Raw genomic sequence first — 25,529 nt, 5'->3', positions numbered from 1 at the left:
CCTCACGCCGTCGAAATGAGAAACGGCCCGCCACCCCCGCCGGCGGGCCGTGGAGCGGTACGGGGTCGGCCCGCGTGGCCGGTCGACGGTCCCTGTGGGAGTCCGCGCCCGGGTTCGCTCCGCCTGCGCGTCTGCCCTGGCCCGCCGGAACCAAACGCTTATGTGGTCCACACCACTCGATACCACTGCCGCGCAGGTCAGACGGGATCGGACGGTGTCGGGGAGTCACCGTCCGGCCGCTGTCAGTGGGATACGGCATCATCGGGGTGTGACGCGACGCCTGATGCTCCTCGATACCGCTTCCCTCTACTTCCGGGCCTATTTCGGGGTCCCCGACTCGGTGCGCGCCCCCGACGGCACGCCCGTCAACGCGGTCCGGGGCCTGCTCGACTTCATCACCCGGCTCGTCCAGGACCATCACCCGGACGATCTCGTGGCCTGCTGGGACGCCGACTGGCGGCCGCAGTGGCGGGTGGATCTGATCCCGTCGTACAAGGCGCATCGCGTGGCGGTGGAGACGCCGGAGGGGCCGGACGAGGAGGAGACGCCGGACACGCTCGCGCCGCAGGTGCCGATCATCGAGGCCGTGCTGGACGCGCTGGGAATCGCCCGGGTCGGCGTCGCGGGATACGAGGCGGACGACGTGATCGGCACCCTCACCGGCGCCGCGTCCGGCCCGGTGGACATCATCACGGGCGACCGCGACCTCTACCAGCTGGTGGACGACGCCCGCCAGGTGCGGGTGCTGTACCCGCTCAAGGGGGTCGGCTCGCTCCAGGTGACGGACGAGGCGTGGCTGCGCGAGAAGTACGGGGTCGACGGATCCGGCTATGTGGATCTGGCGCTGCTGCGCGGCGATCCGAGCGACGGGCTGCCGGGTGTGCCCGGGATCGGCGAGAAGACGGCGGCCAAGCTGCTCGACGCGTACGGGAATCTGGCCGGGATCATGGCGGCGGTCGACGATCCGCGGTCCGGCCTCACGCCCTCGCAGCGCAAGCGGCTGGACGAGGCCAGGGCCTATGTGGCGGTCGCGCCGACAGTGGTGCGGGTCGCCGGTGACGTTCCGCTGCCGGACTTCGACCCGGCACTGCCGGCCGAGCCGCTCGATCCCGAGACGCTGGACGCGCTGGCGGCGCGCTGGGGTCTGAACAACGCGCTGCACCGGCTGTTGGTCACGCTCGGGAAGTGACGACGGGTTCCGCCGATCACGCCCCGTACGGCGGCGGAGTGTTAACTTAGGTAAACCTAAGCAGTGATCACCAAGTATGTGCAGGTCAGAGGGTGTTACACCCCCTCAGAACCATGATCGATTCTCACGGATTCTCACAGCCCCGGCCCGTGAGCCCTAGCCGGCCCACTCATGCGGCCTCGGAGAACCCGAACAGCGTCTCAAGGTGACCGGTCGCCAGCCTCAGTGAGTCGATGTCCGCCGAGACGTAGACCCGCTCCGTGAAGTCCGCGTTCGTGTGACCCGCCCATGCAGCGAGGATCTTCCGGGGAACTCCATTCATCGAGAGGTACGTCAGGCAGGCACGGCGCGCGTCCCGGAGCTGGACCCGGCGGAGTCCGAGACGGGCCATGTGCGCGTACGCCGCTCCCCGGAGTTCCTGGGTCGTCATGACGTCCCCATAGACGTTCATGAAGATGTAGTCCGACCCCGGACGATCCGACCGCGTCATGCCGAGAGCGGCCAACTCCGCATCCTGCATCACCCGCAGAGCCCGGTAGCCCTTCCCGACGATGTCCGGGTAGGGCAGAGTCCTCTCTCCGCTCTCGGACTTGGTGTACTTCTCGACCACTTCGCCGTCCGTCAGCACACGGGCGTTAGCGACGGTTGTTGTTCCCTTCTCCCAATCGATGTCCGTCCAGCGCTGCCCGCATACCTCGGACGCACGCAGACCCATGAGGGACAGCAGGTGCGCGAGGAACAGCGGGTCGCCCTTGATGCCCACCAGGAACTCTTGGACTTCCAGGATTCCCCACGGTGTGGCCCGCTTGTTGTTGCGCGCATCCTCCCGAAACGCTTTCGACGGCACCTTGACAAACTGAGCGACGTTGGCGCGTACGAACTTCCGGATATGCGCAGCCTCCAGAGCCGTCTTCAGACGACCGAGGATTTCCCGCACGGTCACCGGCCGCAGACCGGTACCCACCTTCCCGCCCCTTCGGCGCGCGCCCACGAGAAGCCAGTCACGCAGAGACCGGACGTGATCCTCGGTCACGAGTTGCATGCGCATGTGACCCAGATACTCCCGGACCGGCTTCAGCAGATGCCGGTAGGTGTTGTAGGACGACACCTCTAGTTCCGCCTTGCGCTGCTCCATCCACTCGTCCAGCCACTGGTTAAGCGTCATCTTGTGCGGGGGCACCAGGACGCTGTTTCCGTGAGCCGTCCGGATCTCATTCAACGCGTGCTTGGCGTCATTCAGCTTGTCGTGCGTCTCCGTGATCTGCTTCCGCTTTCCGGTCTGCGGGTCGAGACCGCCCTCGGTCGTGAATCGGTACTTGGTCGTGCCGTTCTTCTTGGGTTCCTTCCCCGCACACTTCGGACCACGTGACGGGTGGCTAACCAACCCGCCCGACACGGTCTCCGTCGTGAGCCGATCACAGACCGAGCACTGACTCACGCGCTTGATGCCGTCCGACATGAACCCTCCCTCTCACACACTCACCCGCTTACGTGGTTGCGGGTACAGAGGCCAAGGTACACATGCATCTCACACATCCGTAAGTCCCCACTAATGACATCACACATCACACATGCTCTGACCTGCAAGTACACACGTGATATGCAATGTGCAGCCTCCCCTCTGGTCTCACATGCTGGACATCGTGCCAGTGGGCCGGCTAGTGCGAGTACCCGCATCACACCGTTACGCAAAAGTGTTTGGCGAACACCCCCTCACCCCCGGACCCTGTGCGGTGCCACGACCTAAGGACACCGCATGAGCACCCGCACACCCACCCTGGACGAGATCAGATCTTGGGCCGCTGTCGTCTCCGTCGAAGACGGAGCAAGAGCCCTCGGCATCAGCCGCTCACACATGTACGAACTCATCCGCACGGACACCTGTCCCGTGCGCGTCATGAAGCTAGGCGGAAGCTGCCGAGTAATCACTTCTTCCATTGTTGAATTGCTCGATATTGGTCACTGAGAGTTCCGACTTATGGGAATCCATTCATGCCGTATTATGTTTAATAAGAGTTAAAGAAAGGAGACCGAATGCCAACCAGTGGAAAGCGATTCACCGAATTCGTCGGGGTTCCACTAACCCCTCAGGAAGACGCCAACATACAAAAACTAGTGCGCAAGACAGGAACCAACCGGGCCACGGTTGTACGTCGGGCCCTAAGCGATCTCTTCAAACTGCATGACCTACCAACCGAATGGATGGACTGAAATGACCGTAGCCCTATTGAGCATCTTCGCCGCAATCCTCATCGTCGGAATCCCTCTCATCCTGCTAGCTCGTTGGGTCGACGGAAAGATCACCCCCGCACACACAGCAGCAATGGAAGCTAAGGCCAAGTACGCCAACACCACATACGCCACCGACAAGGACTAAGCCTCATGGCAGAAGCCGAACTAAATATCCAGCTAGACCTCGGCCTTATGCGTGAGCATATCGCCGAGATGATCGCAGAGATTACCGAGGCATGGCAGCACGTAGAGAAGTTACTCCGCTCTCTCACATGGGAGCAGATCACCGATATTTACCCGGAAGCCGATGACGACCTAAAGGCCGTATGGCAGAAAGCACGAGAGTAGACGAATGGCGAACACCTGCGATTGGGAGTTCTGCACAGAACGAGACCAGTGCGAAGACTGCCAATCGGGGCAGTGGGAATCCGAGGGGGACATCTTACGTGAGGTGGCCCGACGAATCTGGGACCTCCCCGAGGTAGACAAAGGTCTCTACTCGCGAAGAGATGTAGCAAGAGCACTGACCCAACTAGCTAACGAATACCGAGAGAACTAACACACAAGAAGGAGACACACAGTGAAGAATCCGTTCCGCAAGAAGAAGAACGAATTGTCCAACCGACTAGCAGCCGTTGAGTATGAACTGAGTGCGGAAGCGTCCACCTTGACACCCGTGGTGGATGAAGAGATGTACCGAAGCATTAAGAACTCTCGGGAGCGAAGGGCAGACCTGGACGCAGCAAAGGCAACCTACGATTGGGAAGCGGTAGAAGGACACGACGGTATCGAGGTCAAGGTAGAACGTCCGCTTGTCATCAACGTCCGCACAGGCGAAGCGGGTAGCCGCACCATCCGTCAGTACCGTGCGAAGACCGAAGTTGTCAGCGATGCAGTGGATGAGGCAGTAACCGAGTTCACCAACAAGTACCTCGTTCCAAGTGAGTTCGAGGATCGTTTATGAGCCTCACGCTTACTGATCTCTTCTGTGGCGGGGGAGGCTCTTCTCACGGGGCCTCCCTCGTTCCGGGGGTAACCGTCAAGATGGCAGCGAACCACTGGCCCGTCGCAATCGACGTGCACCAGTTGAATCATTCCGACGCCGACCACGATTGCGCGGACTTATCTCAGGTCGACCCGCGCCGTTACCCGAAGACCGACCTCTTATGGGGCTCGCCCTCATGCACAAAGCACAGCGTCGCGCAGGGTAAAGCCCGTGCCGAGTCCTCACAGGATGTCGACGCAGAGCGAAGCAGAGCCACCATGTGGGACATCCAGCGATTCACCGAGTACCACCAGTACCGATTCGTGTTCGTTGAGAACGTGGTCGAAGTACGCAAGTGGGCAGGGTTCCGGGGCTGGAAGGTCTCGATGGAAGACACGGGCTACTGCCTGCATGAGGTCTTCCTCAACGCAGCGTTCGCGGGTCAGCTCGGCCCCGCAGCAGCGCAGTGGCGAGACCGATGGTTCTGCCTCGCACACCCCAAGGGGACGCCGTGCCCGGACACCGAACGGTGGACTTCTCCAACGGCCTGGTGCTCCAACTGCGAAGCGGTAGGCGAGACCTTCCAGGCATGGAAGAACCCCGAGAAGCGAGCCGGCAAATACCGACAGCAGTACGTCTACCGCTGTCGCGCATGCTCGTCCGTGGCAGAGCCCCTGACACGGCCCGCCTCGGAGATCATCGATTGGTCCGACCTCGGTAACCGCATCGGCGACCGCAAGCGACCACTCGCCGACAAGACCATGCACCGCATCAAGCTCGGTCTTGAGAAGTACGGTCACGCGCTGATCCCGGTTGAAGGTCGCGACGCGAAGCAGCCGTTCGGCATTGACCGCCCCATGCGTACGTGCACCACGCGCAACGAGACCGGTCTTCTCGTGCCGCCGTTCATCGCTGAGTTGAGGGGTGGAGGTTCCACTACTCGTCCCGTGTCGGATCCTCTGGCCACTGTCACAGCGTCCGGTAACCATCACGGTCTAGTGATTCCTTACTACTCGACCGGAGTTGCACGGCCAACCACAGAGCCGCTGAGGACCGTTACCACTATCGACACAGCGGCATTGGTCCGGGCTCAGGCATCAGCGGAAGATTGCCTCTTCCGAATGCTGTCACCCAAGGAGTACGCCGCAGCAATGGCATTCCCAGATGACTACCAGTGGAACGAGGACACGCTCTCTAAGCGTCTCCGCGTTCGCCTTGCTGGTAATGCAGTACCGCCCAACATGGCACGCGACCTAGTCGGTTGCGCTGTCGAGACTATTCACTGACACACGGAGAACGAAGTGACGGACATTCACGCAGAGGTGGACAACGATACCGAGACTGAATATTGGATCAGCTTGACCGACGATAGCGGCGAACTTGATAGCCCATCCTGGACAGTCGAGATGTACGCCGCTATCAAGGCCCAAGAAGGAGACACCGAGTGAAGCAGGTAACCATCGAGGAAGTTTTCCCCGAGTATCAGAGTCAAGTGATCACGCTCACTGAGAACCTTCTGGCACAGCGCGCGGCCATCAAGCTCTTAGAGAAGAAGGTTGCGGAGTTAGAAGCAGAATTAGCCACAGCACGGCAGGGCTAACCACATAACAAAGAGGCGAGACCCGTTGGGGTCTCGCCTCTTCTTTGCGCTCTTAGGCCACGCGACGGAGATACATCGAGCATCCCGCTAATAGCGTTGTGTTGGCGACGTTGGTTGTGTTCTGAGCCCATCGGAAGTTCAGCGTTCCGGCTGTGCCCGAGGTCACGAGAGTTCCGTTCAAAGTGGTCCCAGTAGTGGCGGAGAAAATCACGTCCGTACCGATGGCACCCACCCCAACTCCGTCGTTGTCGTTCCACACCATCGTTGCGCTTGCGGGTCCTGCGAAGTCGCATCGCATTCCTCCACCGCCGTTGGTCCACGCCAGAATCACAGTTACGAGATAGGTGGCGTTGGCAGCCACGGACGCCAACAGGTGTGTGTCGTTGGCAGGAGTCACGTTGCTCGCCCTCGATGTGAGAGCGGACTTGGTCACGAAGATGTCCTTACCGATCCCCGCCACGGTGAGGTCACCGGACACGGTGACGTCCAGGTCCACGACGAAGCTGTCTGCTGTGCGAAGGGTGTTCGCTGCGGAGCGGTACAGGGTGACGTCCGGAGCGCTTCCGCCACCAGCTCCCCAGAAGAGGCCGCCATCGGTCTCCACGAGGAAGCGGTTCTGTGTGTCGCCAGTGACGCGTCCGGTCAACAGGTCGGTGGCTGCTGCGGTGTTGATGGCCGCGAAGCTCGCCGTAGAGGTGGTGCCCCCGACGTTGAACTGTTCGCCGGCTGGCAGGTCGATGGAGCCACCGCCGAGAAGCACCTCGGTCCAGGTGGTGCTCGACGCGAACCAGACGTAGCACTTGCCCGTGTCGGTCTCACGGATGGCCATACCGTCCCACTTGACCGAGGGACGGGTACTGCTAGTGCAGATTCGGAACCCCATGTTGAGGTCCAGTGCATCGAGGTTCGCGTTGAGGTCGGTCTCCACGTTGACGTCTTCGCTTGGCTCTGGCTTGTACAGGGCTAAGCGGGTAGTTGTGTCGCTCATAGCCGTACTCCTTCCTTTCCGGATGGTGTCGTGGTGATGGGTAATCCGCCATGCCGTGTCATCCACCGCATGGTGTCCACGAGTTCGCGCTTCTCGCGCTTACGCTCGGGGTCGATACCGTGTTCATTCCGGATCTTGTCCAGCGGGTCCGGCTGCCCCTTCTTCGGAGTCGAGACGACGTGGACCTTCTCTGCCTTTGTGCGAGCGATGCGCACACGCAGACTTTCAGCGGCCTCGGTTGTCGACTCCGCCTCAATCAGACTGGGCAGGCGATGAAGCTTGGTGTCTGCCTCTTGTGCGGCAGCATCCCAACTCAGCTCCTCTTCTGTGGCGGGAATCTGGAAAGGCTCATGCAGGACGATGTCCATTAGCTCCTCGACGTCATCGATTCCGTACTCTGCCGCTCGCCACTCAAGAGTTGCTTTCGGCAGTACGTGACGATGCAGATTCCCATCTGGCTTTTCCATGTCCACCGCCCACTTGGGTTCGGAGGAGTTCGGGTAATCGGTGACAGCGATCACCTTGTATTCACTGCTCATGTCTGTCTCCTTCTCGGTTCGGTTAGGCACGGTGGCAAGTGACGTTGAGTCGCATCTGCTGTCCGTTGTTCCACGAGTACGTGAAGCCGGAGGTGTCCAACTGACTCAGACCGTGGGTTGTTGGGGTACCGGTTCCGTAGTTCGTAGCCTGAGGAGTGATCTGGCAAATCATGGCGGAAGCCATGGTTGCCCCGAACGATCCGCTCATGCTGGTGAAGCTTCCGGCCCCGGTCGCGATAGAAGCAGTCCAAATACCTGTTGTCGGAGAAGCGGAGATGTAGTTGCCCCACGACCCGTAGTGAGCGGTCCTGCTATCCAACATAAGGAAGCCGTTCTCTTCGGCCTCGCCTCGCTTGTGAAAGATGTCCGTACTGAAATCACTTACGACGACTCCGCTATCCGTACTGAATACGGCCGGATCCGGAGTGTAGAACATGCTGACGCTGTCGTTAGTAGCCAGCACCCCACCCCCAGAGGGACGGTAGAAATCGTCCAGGACTTCTACACGTCCGGCAAACCACTGGGTTACCTGATGGCTGCCGAGAGTATAGAAACCGTCTCCGTCCGGACTGGACACAAGAGACACGGACGCGTCAACTCCCGCGCTTGGCTGGTCCTGAGAATAGATACGAGCAAAGGTCGAACCGTCCCCCGAGTAGAAGCGAATAGCACCCGTCTCGTTGGACTGAGTGATTCTGATTGCCGCATTATTATCCTCGGCTCTGGTAGAAAAGGTTCCCGCGAAGAACGCATCTCCTGTCTCAGCATCGATGTCCACTGTCTGAATACCGCCCGAGTTGAACGCCTGGATGCCGTCCGAGTTCAGCTCGACGCGCGCCCCGTCATCGCTGGTCTTGATGCGGGCACCAAGGATGAAGTCCGCAGAGATCGTTCCCGCTGTCACCTTCGACACGGTGAGGTCCGAGATGTGGGCATCGTCAATCAGGAGCGCGGTAGCGGAAGCGGCCACAGAGGGCAGCGACTTGTTCCCCGCCTTGTCCACAGCGACCACTCGGACGTAACGCTCTGACAGCTCTTCTACGGGCACAGAAACGACGGCAGGGATCTCCGCCTGAATCATTCCCTGGGAGGCCGTCACGGTGCCCCTGAGGGTCGCCACGGAGCACGTGAAGTTGGGCTCATAGTCCACGTGGACCTCAAGGTGGCTGAGGTCGGCTTCCAGGTTGAAGGTTCCGCCCGTTGCCCTGCCCAGCTCGTGCACGACCATGACAGCGATGCGTGAGCCGGCGACCTCGGGGGCCGCTGGTGTGCTCGGTGCAATGTTGTCCTGAGTCGTGATGAACGTGGTGTCCGCGTACTCCCCCGCGTTGCCTGCCTTGTCGACCGCACGGATACGGACGTCGTACCCGACGCCTGTTGCTAGCGCGTTGAGTTCGTAGCTCGACTGACCCCACGCGACGTAGCGGGTTTCCCAGCTCGCCACAGGTGGGGTGAAGGGCTGTTCCCATGTGTGCAGGGCAGCCCACGACGCACTGCTGACCGAGGCCCAACTCTGCGGGTAGATCGCGTCTGTGTCGGGACGGAACTGGATTTCGTAGTGGTCACCATCGAGGACGGTCGACCCGTCGATGTTCAGTGGTGCGTCCCATGCGAGTAGCACGATGGCGCGAGACGTACCAAGGTCGTCCTGGTCGTTGCTGTTGAAGAACGGCTCAACCCATGTCGGAGCGTCGGGGATGGAAGTGTCGACGTCCGGACGAGTACCTACCGGCTGTGAACCAGCGGTAGAGAGTGCACGGTTGAAGTCGCCAACGACAACCTTCTGTGCTGCCTGAGCCTCGAACGACACGTAGTCGGTGAGGTCAGTCCAGGTTCCGTCACCCGCGCGATAGCCCACGGAGTAGCCGCGTGTGATTGGCCAGTTGAGTTCATGGACCTGTAGACGGATGGGGTTGAGACGAGACCCACGGAATGTGATCTCGTTGTTGGTGTCGACCAGTCCCGCGTCAGGGTTGTAGACGTAGAGGTAATCCCCGACCGCGTACGAGCCGCTGAAGTAGTAGTCATCGGTGGACAGCGTCATTGCATTGCGCTTGCCAGTGAAGCGATTGAGCTGAAGCTGAGCACGCGCCTGCGCGTTCTCGGTAGAGGTGTCGGACTCGCTGACAATGCGGGTCAGCTTGAGGTCGTTACCGTGGATGTCCTTGTACGGGTTGAGCCCACCCTGGATGTCCGCGTTCGCGGTGACGATGCTCTCGCCCTCTCCTTCGGCCAGGAGGAGAACGCGGGTGGTGAAGTCCTCCATGTCCTGATCAACATCTGTGCTTCCGGTGAGCGCACGAAGGTGCATGTCCTCACCCGCACCAGCACGGACCACGACGCACTGAGGATCCGTCACGTACAGGTCGGATTCAGGTCCGGCGTCCAACGTCGCGTTGCCGTTCACGCGGAACGAGAGAGGGGTGTTGGTGGTGCCCATGGTGTCGTTGACGTACTGCACCGCAGAGCGAGGAGTCTTGTACGCGTGACGTCCGTTGTACGCGCCGGCTACCGCGTAGAGGGTGCCCTCGGTCACGGCGTCCGGCAGCAGCGCGCGAATGGTGTTCGCGTATGTCTCGCTGGCAAAGGTGAGAGGGGTCTCGATGATGGCGCCCTTGCCCTTGTCCGAGTCGTCGTCACCGAGCCAGAAGTTCATACCTACTCCGCCAACGGCGATATCGTCGCCCGGCTTGCTGCTGCGTCCGTCATCAGACCTACGGCGAGAACGGACCACACCGACGTAACGCGCCACGTCCAACAGGTTGTCTCCAACCTGTGTGATGTCGACGCGCCCCGGAACAATGGCGATGTGACCGAAGTAATCAAGGCTGTCCAGCACATCTACCGGAGTGGTGCTGTTCAGCTTGATGTCGAAACTACCGAGCTTGTGTAAGACCTCAGTTACGGCCATTGCCTATCCTTCCTTTGGTGTGGTCCGTCATCGACGGACGATGTATGTAGATTCGGCGAGTGCGCCGATGTACTGCTCAAACAGCTCTGCTGCTTCGTCACCCGGTTCAGCGGCAGTTCCGCCACGGACAACACCGAGGTAGCAGTCAAGGAACACGGCCGACGTCTTGGTGAGCCCTCCGTCCGCGTGAGCGGTGAAGGCACGGGCCGACCCGCACGTGAACTTGTCCCCCGCCGGATCGTTCGACGTGGCCACCACGTAGCCGGAAGCGGCGTGGTTGTCGTTGGCCTCGGCCGCCTGGAGGTGGACGCTCAGGGTCGCGCTGGACCCTGTCTGTAGGTACAGCTCCACGAAGCGGGACCCGCGCCTCAGGGTGAGGTCGAGCGAGACACGGCCAGGAGCAAGGGACGACGTGAGTCGGACGATGGTCTGCTCAGGGTCGTTGCGGATGAGCGAGACCGAACGCCACTCAGGAGCGACCCCACCGAGGGTCACAAGCCATGTCTTCTCCTGGTAGGCGCCATCGGAGTACGAGCCGACACTCAGAGCCCCACCCGACGCGTTGACGTTCACCAGGCCGTTGTCCATCGACCAGGCCGACGCGGTCATGGTGTGGTTGGTCCCCTCCAGCACCGCTCCTGTGGGAACGATGTTGGTTGAGGTCACACGCACACAACCGCCGTAGTAGTCGTCCGCAGCAGCACCCCAACGAGGCGCCCCCTCAGGGACGTTGCGGTACACGGTGACGTCTGCGTCCTCACCCTCACGGAGAAGGATCGAGGGGACGCTGGCACCCGTGTAGTACGAGTAGTGGCCGATAGCCGGCGCGTGCCACGACGTACCCGAGCTGGTGAACGCGTTCGCCCTCACGGTCCCGGTAAGACGTGACTGGATGTCCAGCTCGCCCTCGGCACCAACGCGCTCAAGACCGAGCTTCCAGGCCGTAGCGGAGAACTCGCCCTGATAGTCGGTGAGGTTGGCGGACACGGTGGCGAGCACGTAGTAGCCGTTCCGCTCTGGCTTGTCCTCGAACGTCACCGCGTAATACTGACCCTCGGTCAGAGCCAGGATGTTCTCGTGGACCTGATAGAGACCAGCACGGGTGAGGTAGTGAGACTCTTCCCGACCCTCAACAGCAAGGGTCGGGACCGCTCCACCTGTCTCTGCGATGTTGATCGTCTCGCGCAGAGAGATACGGCCGATGGTGATTGTTCCCCAATTAAGAGCCATGATCAGTACCTCTCCTTATCGTGCTTTCGTAGGGTGTCGCTGAACTCGACCACAACGGCCTCGGCCAGTTGCTTACGCTCAGCAGGGGTGCTGATGTCGAATGTTCCGTCAATGCGGATTTCCAGGTTCTCAATGTGAACTCCCCCGGACGCTGCGGGTGCAGGACCCAGTCCGAGGAAGCCAGTAGGTGCGGACTTGGAAAGACCGCTTGAGTTGATCCCCATGTTCATCGTTGTCGGGATAGACGACGTGATGTCTCCGAGCTGACGCTTCAACAGAGGGGTGCTCGAACCGATTCCGTCCATGAGACCGGACATAAGAGCCTGTCCGGACGGAGCTAACAGCTTGAGGTCGACGTCCATGGGACCCTTCCAGTCGGGAATCATGTTGGTGATGGAAGAGAACTTGTTCTTAAGCGAGCCGATCATTCCCTGAACTCCGTCGATGAGTCCCTGGATGATCCTGCGTCCGGCATCCTTGAGGAATGATCCGGCGCCGGACAGAGCGCTCGTTACCTTGCCCTTGATTCCCTTCACGATGTTGACCGCGTCAGAGATCTTTGTGCGTACGGAGTTCACCGCACCTGTGACCATAGAAGTGATGGTGCTCTTGATCGAAGACCAGACAGCGGACGAAGTCGACTTGATGGAGTTCCAAGCACCAGTCACCTTGCTCTTGGCGTCCGAGACCCTAGAAGCGATTCCAGAAACGATGCCAATCAGGAAGTTGATAATGGCTGTCTTGATGCCGCTGTAGATCTCCTTGGTCTTGGCGAAGATGGAGTTCCAAGCTCCGACCACCTTGTCCTTGGCGGTAGTTGCCCAACGCGGGATGGTCTCGGTGAAGAAGCGACCGAGCATTTCCAGGAATGCCACAATGCCGTTGATCGCCGCAGAGACTCCAGCCTTGATCCCAGACCAAGCCCAATTCCAAGCTGTCTGGAACCAAGTTGTCTTTGTGGCGATCAGAACAATGGCAGCAACGAGAGCTAGAACACCGATGACAATCCAGGTAACAGGGTTAGCTAGGAGAGCGGCTGTCCATGCCCAAGTCGCAGTGATCAGTGGCCACAGTGCGGAACTGGTCAGCCAGAGATACGCACTCCAAGCCATCATGGCAATCTTGATAGCGGTAATCGCAACAGCGATCCCGGTCAAGATAGGAGGCGGGATCTTAGCGATCTGCTCCGCAATGAATGCCAGGATCGGGAGCGTTACTCCCGCAAGTGGCGCGAGAGCGATAATGAGGTTCCCAAGGGTGACTGCTACATCCTTGAGAGTTCCACCAATAAGAGGACCGTTCTCCTTCACGTAATCCATGAAGGTTTTGAATCCCTGCGACTGCCCAAGCCCCTCCGACCACTCACGGAACTTAGCGGTCATGTCCTCAAGACCACCGGTCATGTTCGCGGCCTCGGGCAGGAACGCGCGGATGATTCCGCCGAACCCCATAAAGACGTTCTTGATAATGCCGATGAAATGAGGGAGCGTCTGCTTCGCTGTGGTGTTCAGCTCGTCCATGAACTTCTTGAAACCACCACTGGTGACACCCTTGTCCAGCCCATCGAGCATGTCGGTAAAGGCGCCCGCTGCTGTCTTCACCAGAGGTGTCAACGCGGGAAGCATGCTGCGGAGGATCCCAATACCCTTGGTGAACACGGGCATTGTGGTTCCGGCCAGGCTATCTGACCACTTGTCGAAGTCGCCCTTAAGGCCGACGAAAGCAACCGCAGTAGCTCGGGTAGCGGGTGGCATTTCCGCCAACGCATCCTTGTAGAGCTTCTGCTTCTCGGCCGCATCTTCCGCGCCGGCTGCCATCGCCTTCTGTGCGGCCTCACCGAGCTTGGCCGCGTTGGCGACCTCGGCGAGCTGAGGCTTAGCAGCGAGCCCGAACGCACCAACAGCCGCACCAGCGGCTACCGCTCCTGCGGTAATGCCACCTAACGCGGCTGCACCAACAGCACCCGCAGCAATGGCAATTGGCCCAAGCGTGGTCAGCTTGGTAGCCAAGGTCAGAATCCCGCGCACGGCCGCAGCGGTATTCGCTTCAACGTCTACATGGGCCGTCGCAATTAAGAATCCTGCCATTCGAGGTACCGCCTTCTAAGGTCAATTCGTCTACTTTCGCCCTCCTGATAGGGACCGGATTTGTGCGGCATATTGGGCCGCTCGTTCATCTTCAGGTGTCTGTGGTGGGCGCCTTTCGCCCGTACCGCTAGAACGTTGCGGGTTCTTCTTTTCTGCTTCCGCCTCAGCCCGAGCGCGCATTACGCTCTTGTAAGCAAACATTCGCTCTGCCAGTTTGAAGAAGCGCGGGGCGTCGAGTTCGTACATGTCGTCAATCCTGTGGATCGCCGAGAAGTCCGATTCGAGATCGTCCAGATAGTTGAGGATCCAGGCGATCTCCTCGACCCGCGCGATTAGTTTTTTGTGGACTGCGATGCTCCGAGAGCGCGCTTGCCGATGAGATCCATAACAGCCTCGAACTCGTCAGCAGTAACCTTTGTGCGGTCACGCAGAATTGCGTAAGTCTCGGCAGGCAGCATCTCCTTTAGGAGTGCCACCTGAGCGACGTTGGGATCAACTCCGTTGGCTAAGCTCTCTGCGTAGTCCAGTCCGGCGCGAGGATCGACCTTCTTATACATGGGGTAATCGACACCATCCAAGGTGAAGAGTGCTTCCATTTCGACGGGCGCCTGTGTCCCACCACCGAGTGCGATGGGACCGAGGCTCTTAGGTGTGCTCTTTCGTGCGGTCATTTCGTGTCTCCTTATGAGGGTTAGCTATTACGCGACTTCATCAATGAACTTGTAAGGTGCTCCGTTACCGGGATCGAACGCTTCCCACTGGACCGAGAACACGGTCTGCGTATCGCTCTTGTATGCGAACTCGACATTGTCAGTAGAAAGAACCTTGCGGATAATCACGCGACGCTTGAGGTCATTGCCACCAGGGGCGTAACCGTCGATGATTAGCGCACGGTACGTGGACTGAGTTGCGCTGGATCCGAACTCAGGCTCATAGGTCTCGTATCCGACACCGCTAGCAGTCGATCCGTCATTCAGGACGTAGACAAGATTCTGAAGAGTAGGCTCTGCAAGGTTGGTCTTCACCTTGAAAGAGACCTCGGTGAGACGCGCTCCGGGAGACATGACACTCTGATCAACCTGGAAGTTCTCGTATGTCTGCTCCAGAGTCTTTTCAACTCCGTCGTTGGTTCCACCGAGGTAGACCCAACCAGCGGAAGCCAGTGGGGCACTGTTGACGGAAGCGTCAGCCGGCTCTGTCGTTCCGAACGGGGCAATGTAAATCTTCGCTGGCCCCATCACTAAGTTCTCTGCTGTGTACTCTGTAGGCATTTCGGTAACCCTTCGGTTTAGTTGGTGAGCTGAGCCCATTTGATTTGGAAATCCACCGTGTACTTGGCGTAACCGGACTGGTCATCAGGCACCCTTCGTGGTTCTCCGATAAGGCCGACGTTGTAGATCCGAGCTGCCGGGGCGCCGGTAACCCCTAATGCGATGTCGACAGGAACGAAGTCGTCATAGCAACCCATGACGATCTTCTCTGCGAGATCACAAGCCTTGGCCCAATCGGGAGACTGGGTAGTGACTCCATCAGGCTTCGGATTAGCGAGCTTCGTAGCGAAGCATTCCGCTGTGATGACTGGCATTCGTAGGCGGAACTCCGGGTGAATGTTGGCCCCTGTCACGGACAGGACTACGAACGTGTCGCCACCCCAGTTCGCGGGGTTCTGAGGGAGGGTCGTATTGCATCCGGTGATTCCGAGGCTCTTCACGTAGGCACGCGCCACAAGCTCGGAGTTCGCGTATTCAAGGGGCATGGAGACTCCTTACTTGGAACGTTGTACGTATAACGCACGACGCATAAAATGCGAGGCTGCGGTACCGGGGTGGTTGACTGAGTTGGTCGGGTGCTGGCCACCGGGCCAAGAAAGAGCCGCCTTGCTATTGGGCTCGATCACGTGAGGGCGAGTTCCCTCTTCAACGAAAACGGCATAAGGAACTGTCTTCGCTCCGATGCTTGCGTGTTTCCCACGGACTTCCCAAGTCAAATCATTGAGAAGAGCGCCTGAATCGATAGGAACGAGTTTCCTCATGTCCCGGTATACGTCCTCCGCAATGTCCATGAGAAAGTCATGGGCCACTACGTCGACCCTGGCTTGCCAGCCAGGGGCCATTCGTACGCGTACACCGCTCATCGGCGCTCCTCTCTTTGCGAGTTAGGAAAGACCTAGGGACAACCCGTTTGCGGGGCTTGAAGTCCTTATGCCATTTGTTGAAGTGTGAAGTTGTTTAGCTTGCTCGCCTTAGTTCGAGCTTCCGATCCTGAGATCGGACAGGGTTACCGAGCTGAGTAGCGCTCAGCACCGACCAGCTCTCTCCGGTTCGTTCGTCCCAGAGAATGCAGTCATCGGTGATGTCAGTACCTCGACGCACGCGGCCTACTGCATTGCGGATGACCCGTGGGTACGTGGTCTCCTCGCCGTAGGACTGCTGCTGAATCTCGATGATGGAGATGGGGACCCCACTTGCAACGGGGGTGGTGTTGTCGCTGGGGTCGGCCCATTCGTCTTCCGAGACAACTCGGTAAACGGTCACGGTGGTTGTGGCGCGAGAGATCATCAGAGCGCCTGCCAATCCCCCGCGTCATCGACAACGTCACCGAGGATCCCGCTAGCCGGCCTCACGACGATGTTGCGATTGCGGTTCCACTTGAGTCGGTCAATGCATCGCTTTGCGAGAGGGGCGAGAACACCAGCGTTCGCGTGATTGTTGGCGAACTGGAGACCGTCCTGAGTCATCGTGTCGATGTCGTGATTGGTTAGTGCGTCGTCGTTCTCGGAAAGCCAGATCGCTTGATACATGACCGCCTGAGACAGGTATCGCATGTTCTTCGCGGACACCGAGTTGGCCTCGGCCTCGTCCTCGGTCACGTCGGAGAAGAGTTCCACGATCAACTGAGCGCAGCTCAGGTCGAATTCGGAAACGTCCTTACCGGTCAAGGTGGCGATTGCTGAAACTGTGGTCCAAGCCATGGCTAACCACCTTTCGTTAAGAGGGAGGGTCCTGACCTCGGCAGGGAGACACCGCCACCGAGGCCAGGAGAAAGGTGGGGTTACGCGCTCTTCTCCAGAACGCTGACACCGAAGACATTGCCCACTGCGAAGCCACGACGGCTACGAAGCTTGAGCGCTGTCTGGTCACCATTGCTCTGAGCGTCAGAGGGGGTTACCTGAGACTCGGGACCAGAACGGACACCGAGCTTGAGAACAGAGGCGCTGCCGACGAACACCATGATCGGGTTACCGGCAGGGTTCTTGCTGTTTGCAGCAGAAGTCCTAGCCCCACGGCTCCAGAAGATCGGAACGTTGAACAGAGTGTCCGGAGTTCCGGCAATACCCTGGACGAATACGGGAGTTCCGTTGGTGTCCTTGGTACGACGCATTACGTCACGGAAGTTGGGGTGAGCAATCAGGTATGCGCTGGTCTCATCCCAGTACTCTCCACCTTCAACAAGAGACAGGAGATCGGAGAAGTCGTCATATGCAGCAGAAGCCGCACCGTTGTAGTTCACGTAGTTAGCGTCAGCTACGTAAGTGGAAGTGCCATCGGCGCCGTTGCTACGTACAGCACGGTAGGCGGAAGTGAATGGAACAGTGGTTCCGTTCTCCGCAGCGGTAACGGCTAGGCAAGCATTGTCCAGGAAGGATGCGTAAGAAACCGCGTAGTCCATAGCACGCTGACCGATAACATCAACGATGCTTTCAGCGTCGTGTAGGTCGTCCTCTTCGAGCACGGTCTTACCCATGAAACGACGAGCGGTCAGGGTTACGTAATCAAGGTCGGAATCATCGTCTACGTAAGTGGTTCCAACATTGATGTCGAAATCTCCGGCACGGAGAACACGCTTAGTAGAGGTGCCCATAGAAACACGGGATGCGTTGGCCTCAACGGCAGATGCCTTGAGTACACGCTGGATTACGTCGGAGTCCCATTCAATTGGGATCCATGCAGATAGGTCGTTAGCAGCCACGATTATTACTCGCTTTCTAGGTTATGGAAAAGAACCTCCTCGCCTGGACTCGGCATGCTTGTTACGTTCGTTGTGAAGCTCTGGGGTCAGCGCCCGAGGATTTGATCTGTCGCCTTCTGGCGCCAGTCCTTAGGGGCTTCTGCGGGTGCCTGCTTATCGCCAGCACCTACGGCATTCGCGTTCGGTACGTGGGTAACGCGAGACTTCTTGAACAGCTCGGGTAGCTCTTCCTTGAGAGCGTCAACCTGAGAGGTAAGCCCCTCGATGCCGCTTTCTCCGATGGAGAGAGAACCCTTGTCAATCATCTTGCTGACGCGTGCGAGGCTCTTAGGGCCTACGCCTGCCTCTGCGAGAGCGATGTAGATAGCGGCTGTCTTGGCCTCGGCAGACTTCACGAGAGCGTCAGCGTCGACATGCGCCGGCTGTACCTCTGCGGTCTCGTCGGCCTCGGTGCCTGTCAGCTTCACCCCTGTCTTGGGGTCATAACCCAGATCACGAAGCCAGCGCTTACGCGAGGCTGCCTCACCGTTAGCCGCAGTAAGCCTGCTCTGGACCAGTTCCCATTCTTCTTTTGTGGGAGCTGTCCAGGTGTCCGCAAGCTCTGGGGTCTCTGGTGTGACGTCTTCAGTAATGGTCTCTAATGGTGTGGTCATGCTGTGTCTCCTTCTGTTTCCGCATCTGCGGATTCTGTGATGGTCGGTGCATCTGCACCTACTTGGTTCGTACGCATCAGCTTCTTGATCTGAGCGAGGGTGTATCCCGCCTCAGTCAGCAGGTATTCCATTGAGAATCCCAACTGATGCTTCTTCTCGATGACGGCCCAGTCTTCAAGGGACAGATCACGGGGCTTTCGAATTGGCGCCCAGTGAACAGAGACCTCGGCCTCTACATCGAGAACAGATAGGGCGAACTCCATAGCTCGCTCGTGTGTGGCACCGAACATCTCCTGTAGCGCTTCAACTCGCGCATACAGAGGTTCGTCAGCCTCGCGTCGACTGGTGCCCGAGATCGCGTCACCCGTGGAATCAAAGGCGTGCATCGGAACACCGGTCGCCTGAGCCATCAGCTTGGTGTAGCGGTCGATGGGCTCAAGGAAGTTCGAAGCATCGGCCGCAGAGAACTCGCCAACGGACGACATTCCTCGGAGCTGCCAGACAGCAGCAGGGGAAGCGGCTAGCTGGCTCTGTGAAGCACTGCCAGCACCAGGGCCGTCCTCGGTGTCATCGTCGTCCAGGGGCCCACGCTCGGAACCGCTCTGATCCGCCTTGGGATCCAGGAGCGCATAGCGCTGAGGGAAGCTCTGGAAGTCGACCGTTGCCAAGTGACTGGTGATCAGCTTGTTGATCGCGCTCTGTGGCCCGTACGCGTTGATGTGCTCCGGGATGCCGTACGTGCGACCGGTCCTGTAGTGGAAGAACGGCACCTCGCCGAACGGGTTGGTCAGCTCAGCCGGCTGTCCGTCCGCAGTGAACGGAGTCCACTTGGCGGCCTTGGACCCTGCTGTGGTCTTGACTGGCTGGCTGTACCGAACGATGCGGTCCGCGTAGTGGAGATCGGCACGGATGACAGCGGCCCCCTTGGGACCCTCCTGCCAACTCTGAATGGCGAACGCCTTGATGAGCGGGTCTTTGGCGCTGTAGAACACGCGAGTTGTCAGCGGGCTCTGAGCGCGCATCGTGACCCCGGTAATAGCCTCGTCCTCGTCGGTCTGAGGCCACACCATCATGTATGCGTCCCCGTACTTGCACGCGTCGCGTAGCAGACTGGGGAGTTCTTCCTTGAGTTCGTTCGACTTGGACAGTTCGTCAAGGAGAGGGTCAACACCAACCTCGTCGGAGGTGACCTGACTAATACGCAGCTTGTCTGCGACAACATCAACGGGGATGTGGGAAAGGTTGAACGGCGGTAGGTCCGAAAGGCCAAACTTCTCAAGCAGAGCCGCTACTTGAGGTGAGCTATATACCTCTTTAACGATGCCGTTGTAGAAGTCCTCTGCGAGCTTGTAGCCCGGACGCGCCTGGACAAGTGCCTCATAGGCAAAGTTCAAGTCCCGTAAGTCATCACTCATTTACTGCTCCTATTACTCAGATGCTTGTTACCTCCTTCGATTTCGTCCGACTGGACATGCTTGGTGCGGTACTGCCTTGGATGCCTGGAGAGGTGTGTGGCTGGTGATTCCTCACCCGCAGGACGCCTTGACCGTGAGGGCAGCTCAAGCGCACCAGGAGGTGAGCGCTGAGAGATTGGCCGAATGGCCCGGTCAATTCTGTTCTACTGCGGGTGAGGAAGTTTCACAGCATTCCTTAACACACATGATCAGTATAAGGCCGCGACGCTTTCCGACTTGCGCCATCTCAGGTGGGGTACTGAACCTGAATTCCGGCCCTGATCCTCTTCGTTGGCTTGAGCCACGCGAGTACCGCGTTTCCTGTCGCGTCCAACATGTCGTCATGAGGTGCGGCAGGGAACTGGATCATCTGAGTTTCAAGAAGGTGGTGCGGTTCGGTGTGCACGACTCTGGTCGGCTTCTCCTGGTAGAGATTCAGGAGATCGCTCGCACGGACTTCCTTCTTCACCGAGTTGTGAATGGTCACGAACTTGATGTGTGGCGGGAGGTCGTGAAGCGTTGTCTTCCACATGTCGCCACCCTGGTTCGTCTCCACCAGAACGTGAGTGATCTCCGGGTACAACATGATCAGGTCGAGCACGTACTGACGTAGCTCGGCACCCTGCTTCTTGACCTGGTGCGCGAACTTCACGAGACAGCGGCGAGGGTGAGCCGGCGAACCGTCTTCGTGGAAGGTGGCATCAGCACAACCCACGATCGCAACGCCCGTGTAGTCGGAGCGCTTGCCCACGGTCACCGCTCCGTCGATGGACAGGACCGTACGTCCAACTGCGAATTCGCCACGCGTGAAGTCGGACGGCTTCCAATACTCCGAATCCACAGTTGCAGGGTCATTCTCAAAGTTCTTCTTGAACGCGCGCTGATCTCGCTTCGCGTCCATGACGTCCCACGCAAAGCTTGGGTTGTCCTGCCAGATCGAGCGCTCGTTGCCCTCGGCGTCCAGGACGAACGGCTTGTGATGGTGGACTTTGAACTTCTCTTCGGTCACCCAGTCCTGAGCGAACCCCTGAGCGTGCCTCACAAGGTCGTGGACGATCGAGCCGTACATGGTGGTGGTGCCGGACAGCACGACGCGTGCGCGGTCGTCCAGCGGCAGCACAGCGTCTTGCACGGTCTTGAGCCGCTGATCCTTCATGTAGGGCGAGTAGTTGGCTTCGTCGGGCTCGATGTCGTCCAGAAGGATCGTGTCCGGCCTGAGAGCGCCCACCTTCATACCGAGGCTGCCCGCGTCAATCCCCTTAGCGATGAAGACAAATCCATTCCCGCAGTGACGCATGTCGTGCGAGTCGCCCTCGGACGTACCGCGCGGGTTGTACTTCTTACGGCACAGCTCGGGGAAGTCCTCACGTAGACGCTCGTTGGTGTCCAGCTCGTTGCGGAACGTCTTGAGGTGTAACTCCGCCTGCTGTGCCCCGTTGGCGAAAGCCACGGTGAACTTGCTGTAGCCGTAGGCGGCCCACCAGACAGGCAGGATCAGGTACCACCATGTGCTCTTCCCGAGCTTCCTCGGTGCGATGAACGCGTGTCGGTCCTCAGCCGGCGCACGTGATCCCGCCTTAGCCCAGAGCTTCGCGAGTTCTGCCCACTCCGCGTGGACCTCAGAGAACGAGATGACTCCGCTCTTGGCGTCCGAGATGTGGTGTGGCAGGTAGACGTACGCGAAGTGCAGGGGCGACATGCGGCAGAGTTCGCGCCTGTACTCGGGACTGTTGAGGAGTGCGTCAGGGTCAATGCTGCTTTCGATCGCCTCCAAGATCGGGTTCTTGGCCATGCGGTTATGCCTTTCCGGCTAATAAGGGTGTGCTGAACACAGCAGTCCTCCTGTGGAAGTTCGGGATTCAAAAATTTTTGGCGGATACAAAACGCCTATACCCCGTTAAAAATCATGAAACTCAGCGCGGTTTTTACTTGACAACCATTTGTCAATACGATCCGCGATACCAATATGCACCTTCGAATTACAGGTCACGCATTGTCATCATGTTCGTTGTGCACGGGGTTATGTAAATGCTTTGCATCTAGGTGCGCTTCCAACATCGCCTTGACTTCCGTCACCGAGGTCGTGGTCTTGTTGATCTTGTCGTGAATGGAGCCACCTCCGTTTGGGCGAAGGGTGGCGAGCGTGTGATCAGTCTCGGCCTTGAACTCCCGCATCTCCTTCTTGAATGCGGGTAGCTCCATCACCTCTCCGTGCATGTCGTCAAGCTTTCGGATACCTCGGTACGCGGCCTTGACAAAGTTCCAAATGACAATGAGTGCGCCGATCACGCCGGCTGTGGTCATGATTGCTACGGGGTCCATGTGCTGTCCCTTCCTGGGGAGGTCGGCCCCATCGAAAGGGGCGGGTGAATTGCATATCTCTGAATGGCTCTATTCAGTAGAAAGCCGGTACCCGCCCGTACCGGCTGACCAGGCCCGATGCCCGGCATGTGAGAATCACGTGAGATGCAGCGAGGCACCCCCTCTGACCTGCGAAGTTACCCACGGTAGGTGGCAACACTTAGTCCCTGCAAAGTGGATGCGCCATCACGCCGCGTGTCCGCCGAGTACAGAGGGTGGGATATCCACGGCCGTCTGTTCGCTGCGGTAAAGGGATAGCGGTGCGTGAGGGATAAGACCGCTTACCTAGTCCAGGATTCCGTCACTGAGTCGGGCAGCTTCCTCACGGTTGCGAGCCTCCACCTCCTCAACGAGTCCACGGTAGGTCTCATCAAAGGCGTTCTCAGTGCGCACGGTGTGGACGCTCTCACTTGGCTTGTCGAGCCCGAGGAGCTTGCGCCTGGCTTCCGAGTTCTTACGGATGCTGTCAAGCGCTTTGAAGACCGGTCCAGTTTCCTTGAGGGTGTGTCCGTCCAGCATGACCGCGTGCCCGTGCTGCACCTGGATGTGCTTCTCATCGAGGATCAGGTAGGCAATCGCATCCAGGCCGGCTAGTCGGTCCAGTTCAGCCGCTCGTGCCTTGTCGGCCTCGGGCACATACAGGTTGTCGATGTACTCGTTGATCAGAACCTTGGCGGTAGGAGCGGACACACCGAGTTCCGCACCGATGTCACGCTGAGTGGCACCCCGGAGATTCATGGTGTACGCGCGCAATTGCATTTCCTTTCGCAATTCCGCATTCTTGATTCGAGGCATAATAATTCCCTTCCAGATAAAAGGAGTAATAGGCCGCTGGCCATGGAATCCACGGACGCTAAACGGCGGACTAGGAGCGGTTCGGAATTAGCAAACCGGATGCGTGTAGCACGCACCTTGTTGGTACTTCGGAACGCCCCGGACCTGCAAATGATCTTGAGGAAAAACGACGGACCAGTGGCGTTTCGGAAATAGTGGCCGAAAAGAATCTTGAAAAAGATTTGAAATTGGGCTTGACAGACCTACACGCGCGGGGCTTGGTGTATTTCGGCCCTGTCTGACCTTGAAGATCATTGTCTCATCGACCGAGCTTCCGACTTGCGTCATCTGCTTTACAAGGTCCGCCCCGTAAAGGATCCAGGCATCACCCGGAAAGAAGTCATCAGCAGTCAGAGCACAACGACTCACCGAGGTATCTCAAGCTTAAGAAGAGGTTTGTAAGGGTGGGCCTATTTCATAGTCCCCCAGACCCTTCGCAAACCCGGTTTAGAAACCCTCGCGAAACCCCTCTGACCTGCGAAAAGAGGTTTGCGAAGGCAGGGTTTCGCAAGGGTTTGTGAAGGGGTTTGCGAAGGCTAGGGTTCAATAACCCCTCTGACCTGCGGAAACACCGCTTTTCGGGGGTATCTCGACCCAAGGGGGTTCAGAAACCCTTCTGATACCTCCTGAGCCCGGAATCTGTTGCCCCCACCCCTATTACATTCCCCTCGGAAAGCTCTTGACTTACACGGTCCCGCCCCCGACCCTTGGCGCGCTTACTTCGCCTATCGAGAAGAGAAACGACGTGACCACAGCAGAGACAGCGGTCTTCACCGAAGAGGAGGCACGGGAACTCACCGAGCGAATCAAAACAGCCGTCGAAGACCTCTGGGCGATGATCCAGGAGGCTTACACGTCCCGAGCGTGGCTCGCCCTCGGTTACGAATCCTGGGACGCCTACTGCGGGACCGAGTTCGGGAGCTTGCGCCCACGACTCCCCCGAGATGAGCGTCAGGACGTCGTGGCCAGCCTCAGGGAGTCGGGCCTGAGCGTCCGCGCCATCGCCTCGGCCACGGGCAGCAGCACGCGCACGGTCCAGCTCGACCTACAGGTGTGGTCCGGAACCACACCTGAGATCCAGGGAGCGGACGGGAAGACGTACAAGCCCAAAGCCCCGCCCGTCGACCAACCGGAGAAGCGTGGGACCTGTGAGCCGTTGCGCGGGGTCCCCATGGCGATCAACGGGGCCAGGAGCTACCTGGATCTCGTGTTCAAGATGAAGGACCCTCAGCCCGAGGACATCAACGACATCGAGAAGTACCTGGAGAAGGTCCAGAGGCAGTTGGACAGGCTGAGGAAGAGAGCGCAGAGCACGTCGGCCGGCTAACAGCTCACCATCAGCCCCACCGCGCCTCAAGGGGTACAGGTGGGGCTTCGTCATGTCCGGGCGCCCGAGCCACTGACCGTCAAGGACGTTCCGGACAGACTGGTCCGCGCCCCCCGCTGGATGACTAGCTGGACGAGAGGGTCACCGAGCTGCCGAACCGGGTCGCTGCATGCGTACCAGTAGTGGTCGATGACGGCTGTCACGTACCAGGAGATGCACGCGGGCAACCTGCCCTTCGAGCACAACTCGATGACCTTCTCCATCAGCGGCCCGACGTACGACTGACGCGAGTTCCTGCGGCACCGCGCCGTTGGCCTTGCGTCACCGAGCAGACCGGCCAGATCAAGTTCTTCGTCCCCCTCATCCTGCGCAAGCTCATCCAGGGGTGTCCGCTTCGAGATCGAGGGCGACACAGCACGTCAGGGGCACGGTCGGCCGTCAGGAAGGGCAGGGGCACGACTGATCCTCACTCACAAGCACGTTCGATGGGGCGGTGACGGCATCCCTACAACGTCGCTCACGTGCACATGGTGTCGTTGCATCCGTGCGAGGTCGTCATGACCAAGCTGCACGCGGGCGGAAAGTTCGGCAGCCCGAGGACACGCAGGACCCGAGCCGTTCGGCCACGCTGAGCAGCAGGTTCGACGCAGGTGAACCGCCACGTCAGGGCTCCACCGAGCTATTCCAAGCTCGGTGGAATAAGACATGGGCATGACAGTTGAGAACGGGAATCTTTCAAGATCTTTTACGGCGCCATGGGCCTAGGCCACAGCCACTTTGGCGGGTAATCAGGCACAAGTCGGTTGGCTAGCAAGGGGGTTGACCGCCGCGTCGTCCTCGCAAGTCGACCGCAGTCGGGCGCATCGCGGTGTCATGGAGATGCGGTAGACATGTCTCACTGCCCCGAGAGAGAGGAGGAGTAGCCCATGAAGGAATTCTGGAAGACGGTCCGGTCAGCCATTGACGACGGAGACCGGACCGTCAGATTCATCCTGATCCTTCTCGTGATCATCGCGCCCGTCGTGTACCTGATCCAGTAGCTATCAGGCGACAGACGCGCGATCCGTGCGGCGAGCTGTGCTACCAGCTCGCCGCCCGACCAAGGTATCGCCTTTTCGCGGTCTCTTATAAAAATCTGTAGCTGCCCACGCCCCGAGGGGGGGTGATATA

23 protein-coding genes are annotated in these 25,529 nt (G+C 59.2%); 7 read left to right on the top strand and 16 right to left on the bottom strand.

Annotated features, from left to right (window positions below; translation table 11 throughout):
- Nucleotides 1-283 precede the first annotated feature (283 nt).
- A complete protein-coding gene (locus ACFUN8_RS18610; RefSeq protein WP_383638381.1) occupies nucleotides 284-1,189 on the top strand; it encodes a 5'-3' exonuclease H3TH domain-containing protein in 906 nt (301 codons plus the stop codon).
- A gap of 169 nt (nucleotides 1,190-1,358) precedes the next feature.
- Here ACFUN8_RS18610 and ACFUN8_RS18605 read toward each other — a convergent pair whose 3' ends face one another.
- Nucleotides 1,359-2,648, bottom strand: a complete 1,290-nt coding sequence (locus ACFUN8_RS18605) for a tyrosine-type recombinase/integrase (RefSeq protein ID WP_383638328.1) — start codon at nucleotides 2,646-2,648, stop codon at nucleotides 1,359-1,361.
- Nucleotides 2,649-2,945: 297 nt separating this feature from the next.
- On the opposite strand from ACFUN8_RS18605, the gene ACFUN8_RS18600 reads away from it, so the two are divergent.
- The 5 genes from ACFUN8_RS18600 (at nucleotide 2,946) to ACFUN8_RS18580 (ending at nucleotide 6,006) form a co-directional block, all read left to right on the top strand.
- Nucleotides 2,946-3,155, top strand: coding sequence for a helix-turn-helix domain-containing protein (locus ACFUN8_RS18600; RefSeq protein ID WP_383638325.1), 210 nt, complete (start codon nucleotides 2,946-2,948; stop codon nucleotides 3,153-3,155).
- 416 nt (nucleotides 3,156-3,571) lie between these two features.
- Nucleotides 3,572-3,769 carry a hypothetical protein gene (locus tag ACFUN8_RS18595; protein WP_383638322.1) on the top strand — a complete coding sequence of 66 codons (198 nt, stop codon included), beginning with the start codon at nucleotides 3,572-3,574 and terminating at the stop codon, nucleotides 3,767-3,769.
- A 232-nt stretch (nucleotides 3,770-4,001) separates the two neighbouring features.
- Nucleotides 4,002-4,385, top strand: a complete 384-nt coding sequence (locus ACFUN8_RS18590; protein WP_383638319.1) for a hypothetical protein — start codon at nucleotides 4,002-4,004, stop codon at nucleotides 4,383-4,385.
- Complete coding sequence (locus ACFUN8_RS18585; protein ID WP_383638316.1) at nucleotides 4,382-5,692, top strand: DNA cytosine methyltransferase; 1,311 nt, start codon at nucleotides 4,382-4,384, stop codon at nucleotides 5,690-5,692. Before ACFUN8_RS18590 ends, ACFUN8_RS18585 begins: the two co-directional genes overlap by 4 nt.
- Nucleotides 5,693-5,850: 158 nt before the next feature.
- Nucleotides 5,851-6,006, top strand: a complete 156-nt coding sequence (locus ACFUN8_RS18580) for a DUF4094 domain-containing protein (RefSeq protein ID WP_383638313.1) — start codon at nucleotides 5,851-5,853, stop codon at nucleotides 6,004-6,006.
- 52 nt (nucleotides 6,007-6,058) lie between these two features.
- Here ACFUN8_RS18580 and ACFUN8_RS18575 read toward each other — a convergent pair whose 3' ends face one another.
- From ACFUN8_RS18575 to ACFUN8_RS18505, 15 genes are all read right to left on the bottom strand, one after another.
- Nucleotides 6,059-6,994: a hypothetical protein gene (locus tag ACFUN8_RS18575; protein WP_383638311.1), complete on the bottom strand. Its 936-nt coding sequence runs from the start codon at nucleotides 6,992-6,994 to the stop codon at nucleotides 6,059-6,061.
- Nucleotides 6,991-7,533, bottom strand: coding sequence for a hypothetical protein (locus tag ACFUN8_RS18570; RefSeq protein ID WP_383638308.1), 543 nt, complete (start codon nucleotides 7,531-7,533; stop codon nucleotides 6,991-6,993). The genes ACFUN8_RS18575 and ACFUN8_RS18570 overlap by 4 nt, the downstream gene beginning before the upstream one ends.
- Nucleotides 7,534-7,555: 22 nt before the next feature.
- Nucleotides 7,556-10,444, bottom strand: a complete 2,889-nt coding sequence (locus ACFUN8_RS18565; protein WP_383638305.1) for a hypothetical protein — start codon at nucleotides 10,442-10,444, stop codon at nucleotides 7,556-7,558.
- A 27-nt stretch (nucleotides 10,445-10,471) separates the two neighbouring features.
- Nucleotides 10,472-11,674 carry a hypothetical protein gene (locus ACFUN8_RS18560; RefSeq protein ID WP_383638302.1) on the bottom strand — a complete coding sequence of 401 codons (1,203 nt, stop codon included), beginning with the start codon at nucleotides 11,672-11,674 and terminating at the stop codon, nucleotides 10,472-10,474.
- 2 nt (nucleotides 11,675-11,676) lie between these two features.
- A complete protein-coding gene (locus ACFUN8_RS18555) occupies nucleotides 11,677-13,761 on the bottom strand; it encodes a hypothetical protein (protein WP_383638299.1) in 2,085 nt (694 codons plus the stop codon).
- 332 nt (nucleotides 13,762-14,093) lie between these two features.
- Nucleotides 14,094-14,432, bottom strand: a complete 339-nt coding sequence (locus ACFUN8_RS18550) for a hypothetical protein (protein WP_383638296.1) — start codon at nucleotides 14,430-14,432, stop codon at nucleotides 14,094-14,096.
- A gap of 27 nt (nucleotides 14,433-14,459) precedes the next feature.
- Nucleotides 14,460-15,032 carry a hypothetical protein gene (locus ACFUN8_RS18545; RefSeq protein ID WP_383638293.1) on the bottom strand — a complete coding sequence of 191 codons (573 nt, stop codon included), beginning with the start codon at nucleotides 15,030-15,032 and terminating at the stop codon, nucleotides 14,460-14,462.
- 17 nt (nucleotides 15,033-15,049) lie between these two features.
- Nucleotides 15,050-15,517 carry a hypothetical protein gene (locus ACFUN8_RS18540; RefSeq protein ID WP_383638290.1) on the bottom strand — a complete coding sequence of 156 codons (468 nt, stop codon included), beginning with the start codon at nucleotides 15,515-15,517 and terminating at the stop codon, nucleotides 15,050-15,052.
- A gap of 801 nt (nucleotides 15,518-16,318) precedes the next feature.
- The gene (locus ACFUN8_RS18535; RefSeq protein WP_383638287.1) at nucleotides 16,319-16,732 is read right to left on the bottom strand and encodes a hypothetical protein; all 414 of its coding nucleotides are present in this window, start codon (nucleotides 16,730-16,732) and stop codon (nucleotides 16,319-16,321) included.
- Nucleotides 16,733-16,812: 80 nt separating this feature from the next.
- Nucleotides 16,813-17,730 carry a phage major capsid protein gene (locus ACFUN8_RS18530; protein WP_383638284.1) on the bottom strand — a complete coding sequence of 306 codons (918 nt, stop codon included), beginning with the start codon at nucleotides 17,728-17,730 and terminating at the stop codon, nucleotides 16,813-16,815.
- A gap of 86 nt (nucleotides 17,731-17,816) precedes the next feature.
- Nucleotides 17,817-18,383, bottom strand: coding sequence for a phage scaffolding protein (locus ACFUN8_RS18525; RefSeq protein ID WP_383638281.1), 567 nt, complete (start codon nucleotides 18,381-18,383; stop codon nucleotides 17,817-17,819).
- The gene (locus ACFUN8_RS18520; protein ID WP_383638278.1) at nucleotides 18,380-19,798 is read right to left on the bottom strand and encodes a hypothetical protein; all 1,419 of its coding nucleotides are present in this window, start codon (nucleotides 19,796-19,798) and stop codon (nucleotides 18,380-18,382) included. The genes ACFUN8_RS18525 and ACFUN8_RS18520 overlap by 4 nt, the downstream gene beginning before the upstream one ends.
- Before the next feature lie 286 nt (nucleotides 19,799-20,084).
- The gene (locus ACFUN8_RS18515) at nucleotides 20,085-21,629 is read right to left on the bottom strand and encodes a hypothetical protein (RefSeq protein WP_383638275.1); all 1,545 of its coding nucleotides are present in this window, start codon (nucleotides 21,627-21,629) and stop codon (nucleotides 20,085-20,087) included.
- A 194-nt stretch (nucleotides 21,630-21,823) separates the two neighbouring features.
- Nucleotides 21,824-22,159, bottom strand: coding sequence for a hypothetical protein (locus tag ACFUN8_RS18510; protein ID WP_383638272.1), 336 nt, complete (start codon nucleotides 22,157-22,159; stop codon nucleotides 21,824-21,826).
- 324 nt (nucleotides 22,160-22,483) lie between these two features.
- Nucleotides 22,484-22,993, bottom strand: coding sequence for a hypothetical protein (locus tag ACFUN8_RS18505; RefSeq protein WP_383638269.1), 510 nt, complete (start codon nucleotides 22,991-22,993; stop codon nucleotides 22,484-22,486).
- Between the two features lie 784 nt (nucleotides 22,994-23,777).
- On the opposite strand from ACFUN8_RS18505, the gene ACFUN8_RS18500 reads away from it, so the two are divergent.
- A complete protein-coding gene (locus tag ACFUN8_RS18500) occupies nucleotides 23,778-24,359 on the top strand; it encodes a hypothetical protein (protein ID WP_383638266.1) in 582 nt (193 codons plus the stop codon).
- Nucleotides 24,360-25,529 lie beyond the last annotated feature (1,170 nt).

The organism is Streptomyces sp. NPDC057307 (assembly GCF_042667665.1).
GTDB lineage: Bacteria > Actinomycetota > Actinomycetes > Streptomycetales > Streptomycetaceae > Streptomyces.
Note: the sequence above shows the minus strand (reverse complement) of the source record. Positions and strands in the feature narration are given on the sequence as shown.

Bases quoted from the DNA above. Each gene is read 5' to 3' on its own strand.
- ACFUN8_RS18510 (WP_383638272.1), bottom strand. From the start codon at position 22,159: ATGGACCCCGTAGCAATCATGACCACAGCCGGCGTGATCGGCGCACTC.
- ACFUN8_RS18585 (WP_383638316.1), top strand. From the start codon at position 4,382: ATGAGCCTCACGCTTACTGATCTCTTCTGTGGCGGGGGAGGCTCTTCT.
- ACFUN8_RS18610 (WP_383638381.1), top strand. From the start codon at position 284: ATGCTCCTCGATACCGCTTCCCTCTACTTCCGGGCCTATTTCGGGGTC.
- ACFUN8_RS18545 (WP_383638293.1), bottom strand. From the start codon at position 15,032: ATGCCTACAGAGTACACAGCAGAGAACTTAGTGATGGGGCCAGCGAAG.
- ACFUN8_RS18535 (WP_383638287.1), bottom strand. From the start codon at position 16,732: ATGGCTTGGACCACAGTTTCAGCAATCGCCACCTTGACCGGTAAGGAC.
- ACFUN8_RS18595 (WP_383638322.1), top strand. From the start codon at position 3,572: ATGGCAGAAGCCGAACTAAATATCCAGCTAGACCTCGGCCTTATGCGT.
- ACFUN8_RS18550 (WP_383638296.1), bottom strand. From the start codon at position 14,432: ATGACCGCACGAAAGAGCACACCTAAGAGCCTCGGTCCCATCGCACTC.
- ACFUN8_RS18565 (WP_383638305.1), bottom strand. From the start codon at position 10,444: ATGGCCGTAACTGAGGTCTTACACAAGCTCGGTAGTTTCGACATCAAG.
- ACFUN8_RS18525 (WP_383638281.1), bottom strand. From the start codon at position 18,383: ATGACCACACCATTAGAGACCATTACTGAAGACGTCACACCAGAGACC.
- ACFUN8_RS18575 (WP_383638311.1), bottom strand. From the start codon at position 6,994: ATGAGCGACACAACTACCCGCTTAGCCCTGTACAAGCCAGAGCCAAGC.
- ACFUN8_RS18505 (WP_383638269.1), bottom strand. From the start codon at position 22,993: ATGCCTCGAATCAAGAATGCGGAATTGCGAAAGGAAATGCAATTGCGC.
- ACFUN8_RS18605 (WP_383638328.1), bottom strand. From the start codon at position 2,648: ATGTCGGACGGCATCAAGCGCGTGAGTCAGTGCTCGGTCTGTGATCGG.
- ACFUN8_RS18560 (WP_383638302.1), bottom strand. From the start codon at position 11,674: ATGGCTCTTAATTGGGGAACAATCACCATCGGCCGTATCTCTCTGCGC.
- ACFUN8_RS18540 (WP_383638290.1), bottom strand. From the start codon at position 15,517: ATGCCCCTTGAATACGCGAACTCCGAGCTTGTGGCGCGTGCCTACGTG.
- ACFUN8_RS18570 (WP_383638308.1), bottom strand. From the start codon at position 7,533: ATGAGCAGTGAATACAAGGTGATCGCTGTCACCGATTACCCGAACTCC.
- ACFUN8_RS18520 (WP_383638278.1), bottom strand. From the start codon at position 19,798: ATGAGTGATGACTTACGGGACTTGAACTTTGCCTATGAGGCACTTGTC.
- ACFUN8_RS18515 (WP_383638275.1), bottom strand. From the start codon at position 21,629: ATGGCCAAGAACCCGATCTTGGAGGCGATCGAAAGCAGCATTGACCCT.
- ACFUN8_RS18600 (WP_383638325.1), top strand. From the start codon at position 2,946: ATGAGCACCCGCACACCCACCCTGGACGAGATCAGATCTTGGGCCGCT.
- ACFUN8_RS18555 (WP_383638299.1), bottom strand. From the start codon at position 13,761: ATGGCAGGATTCTTAATTGCGACGGCCCATGTAGACGTTGAAGCGAAT.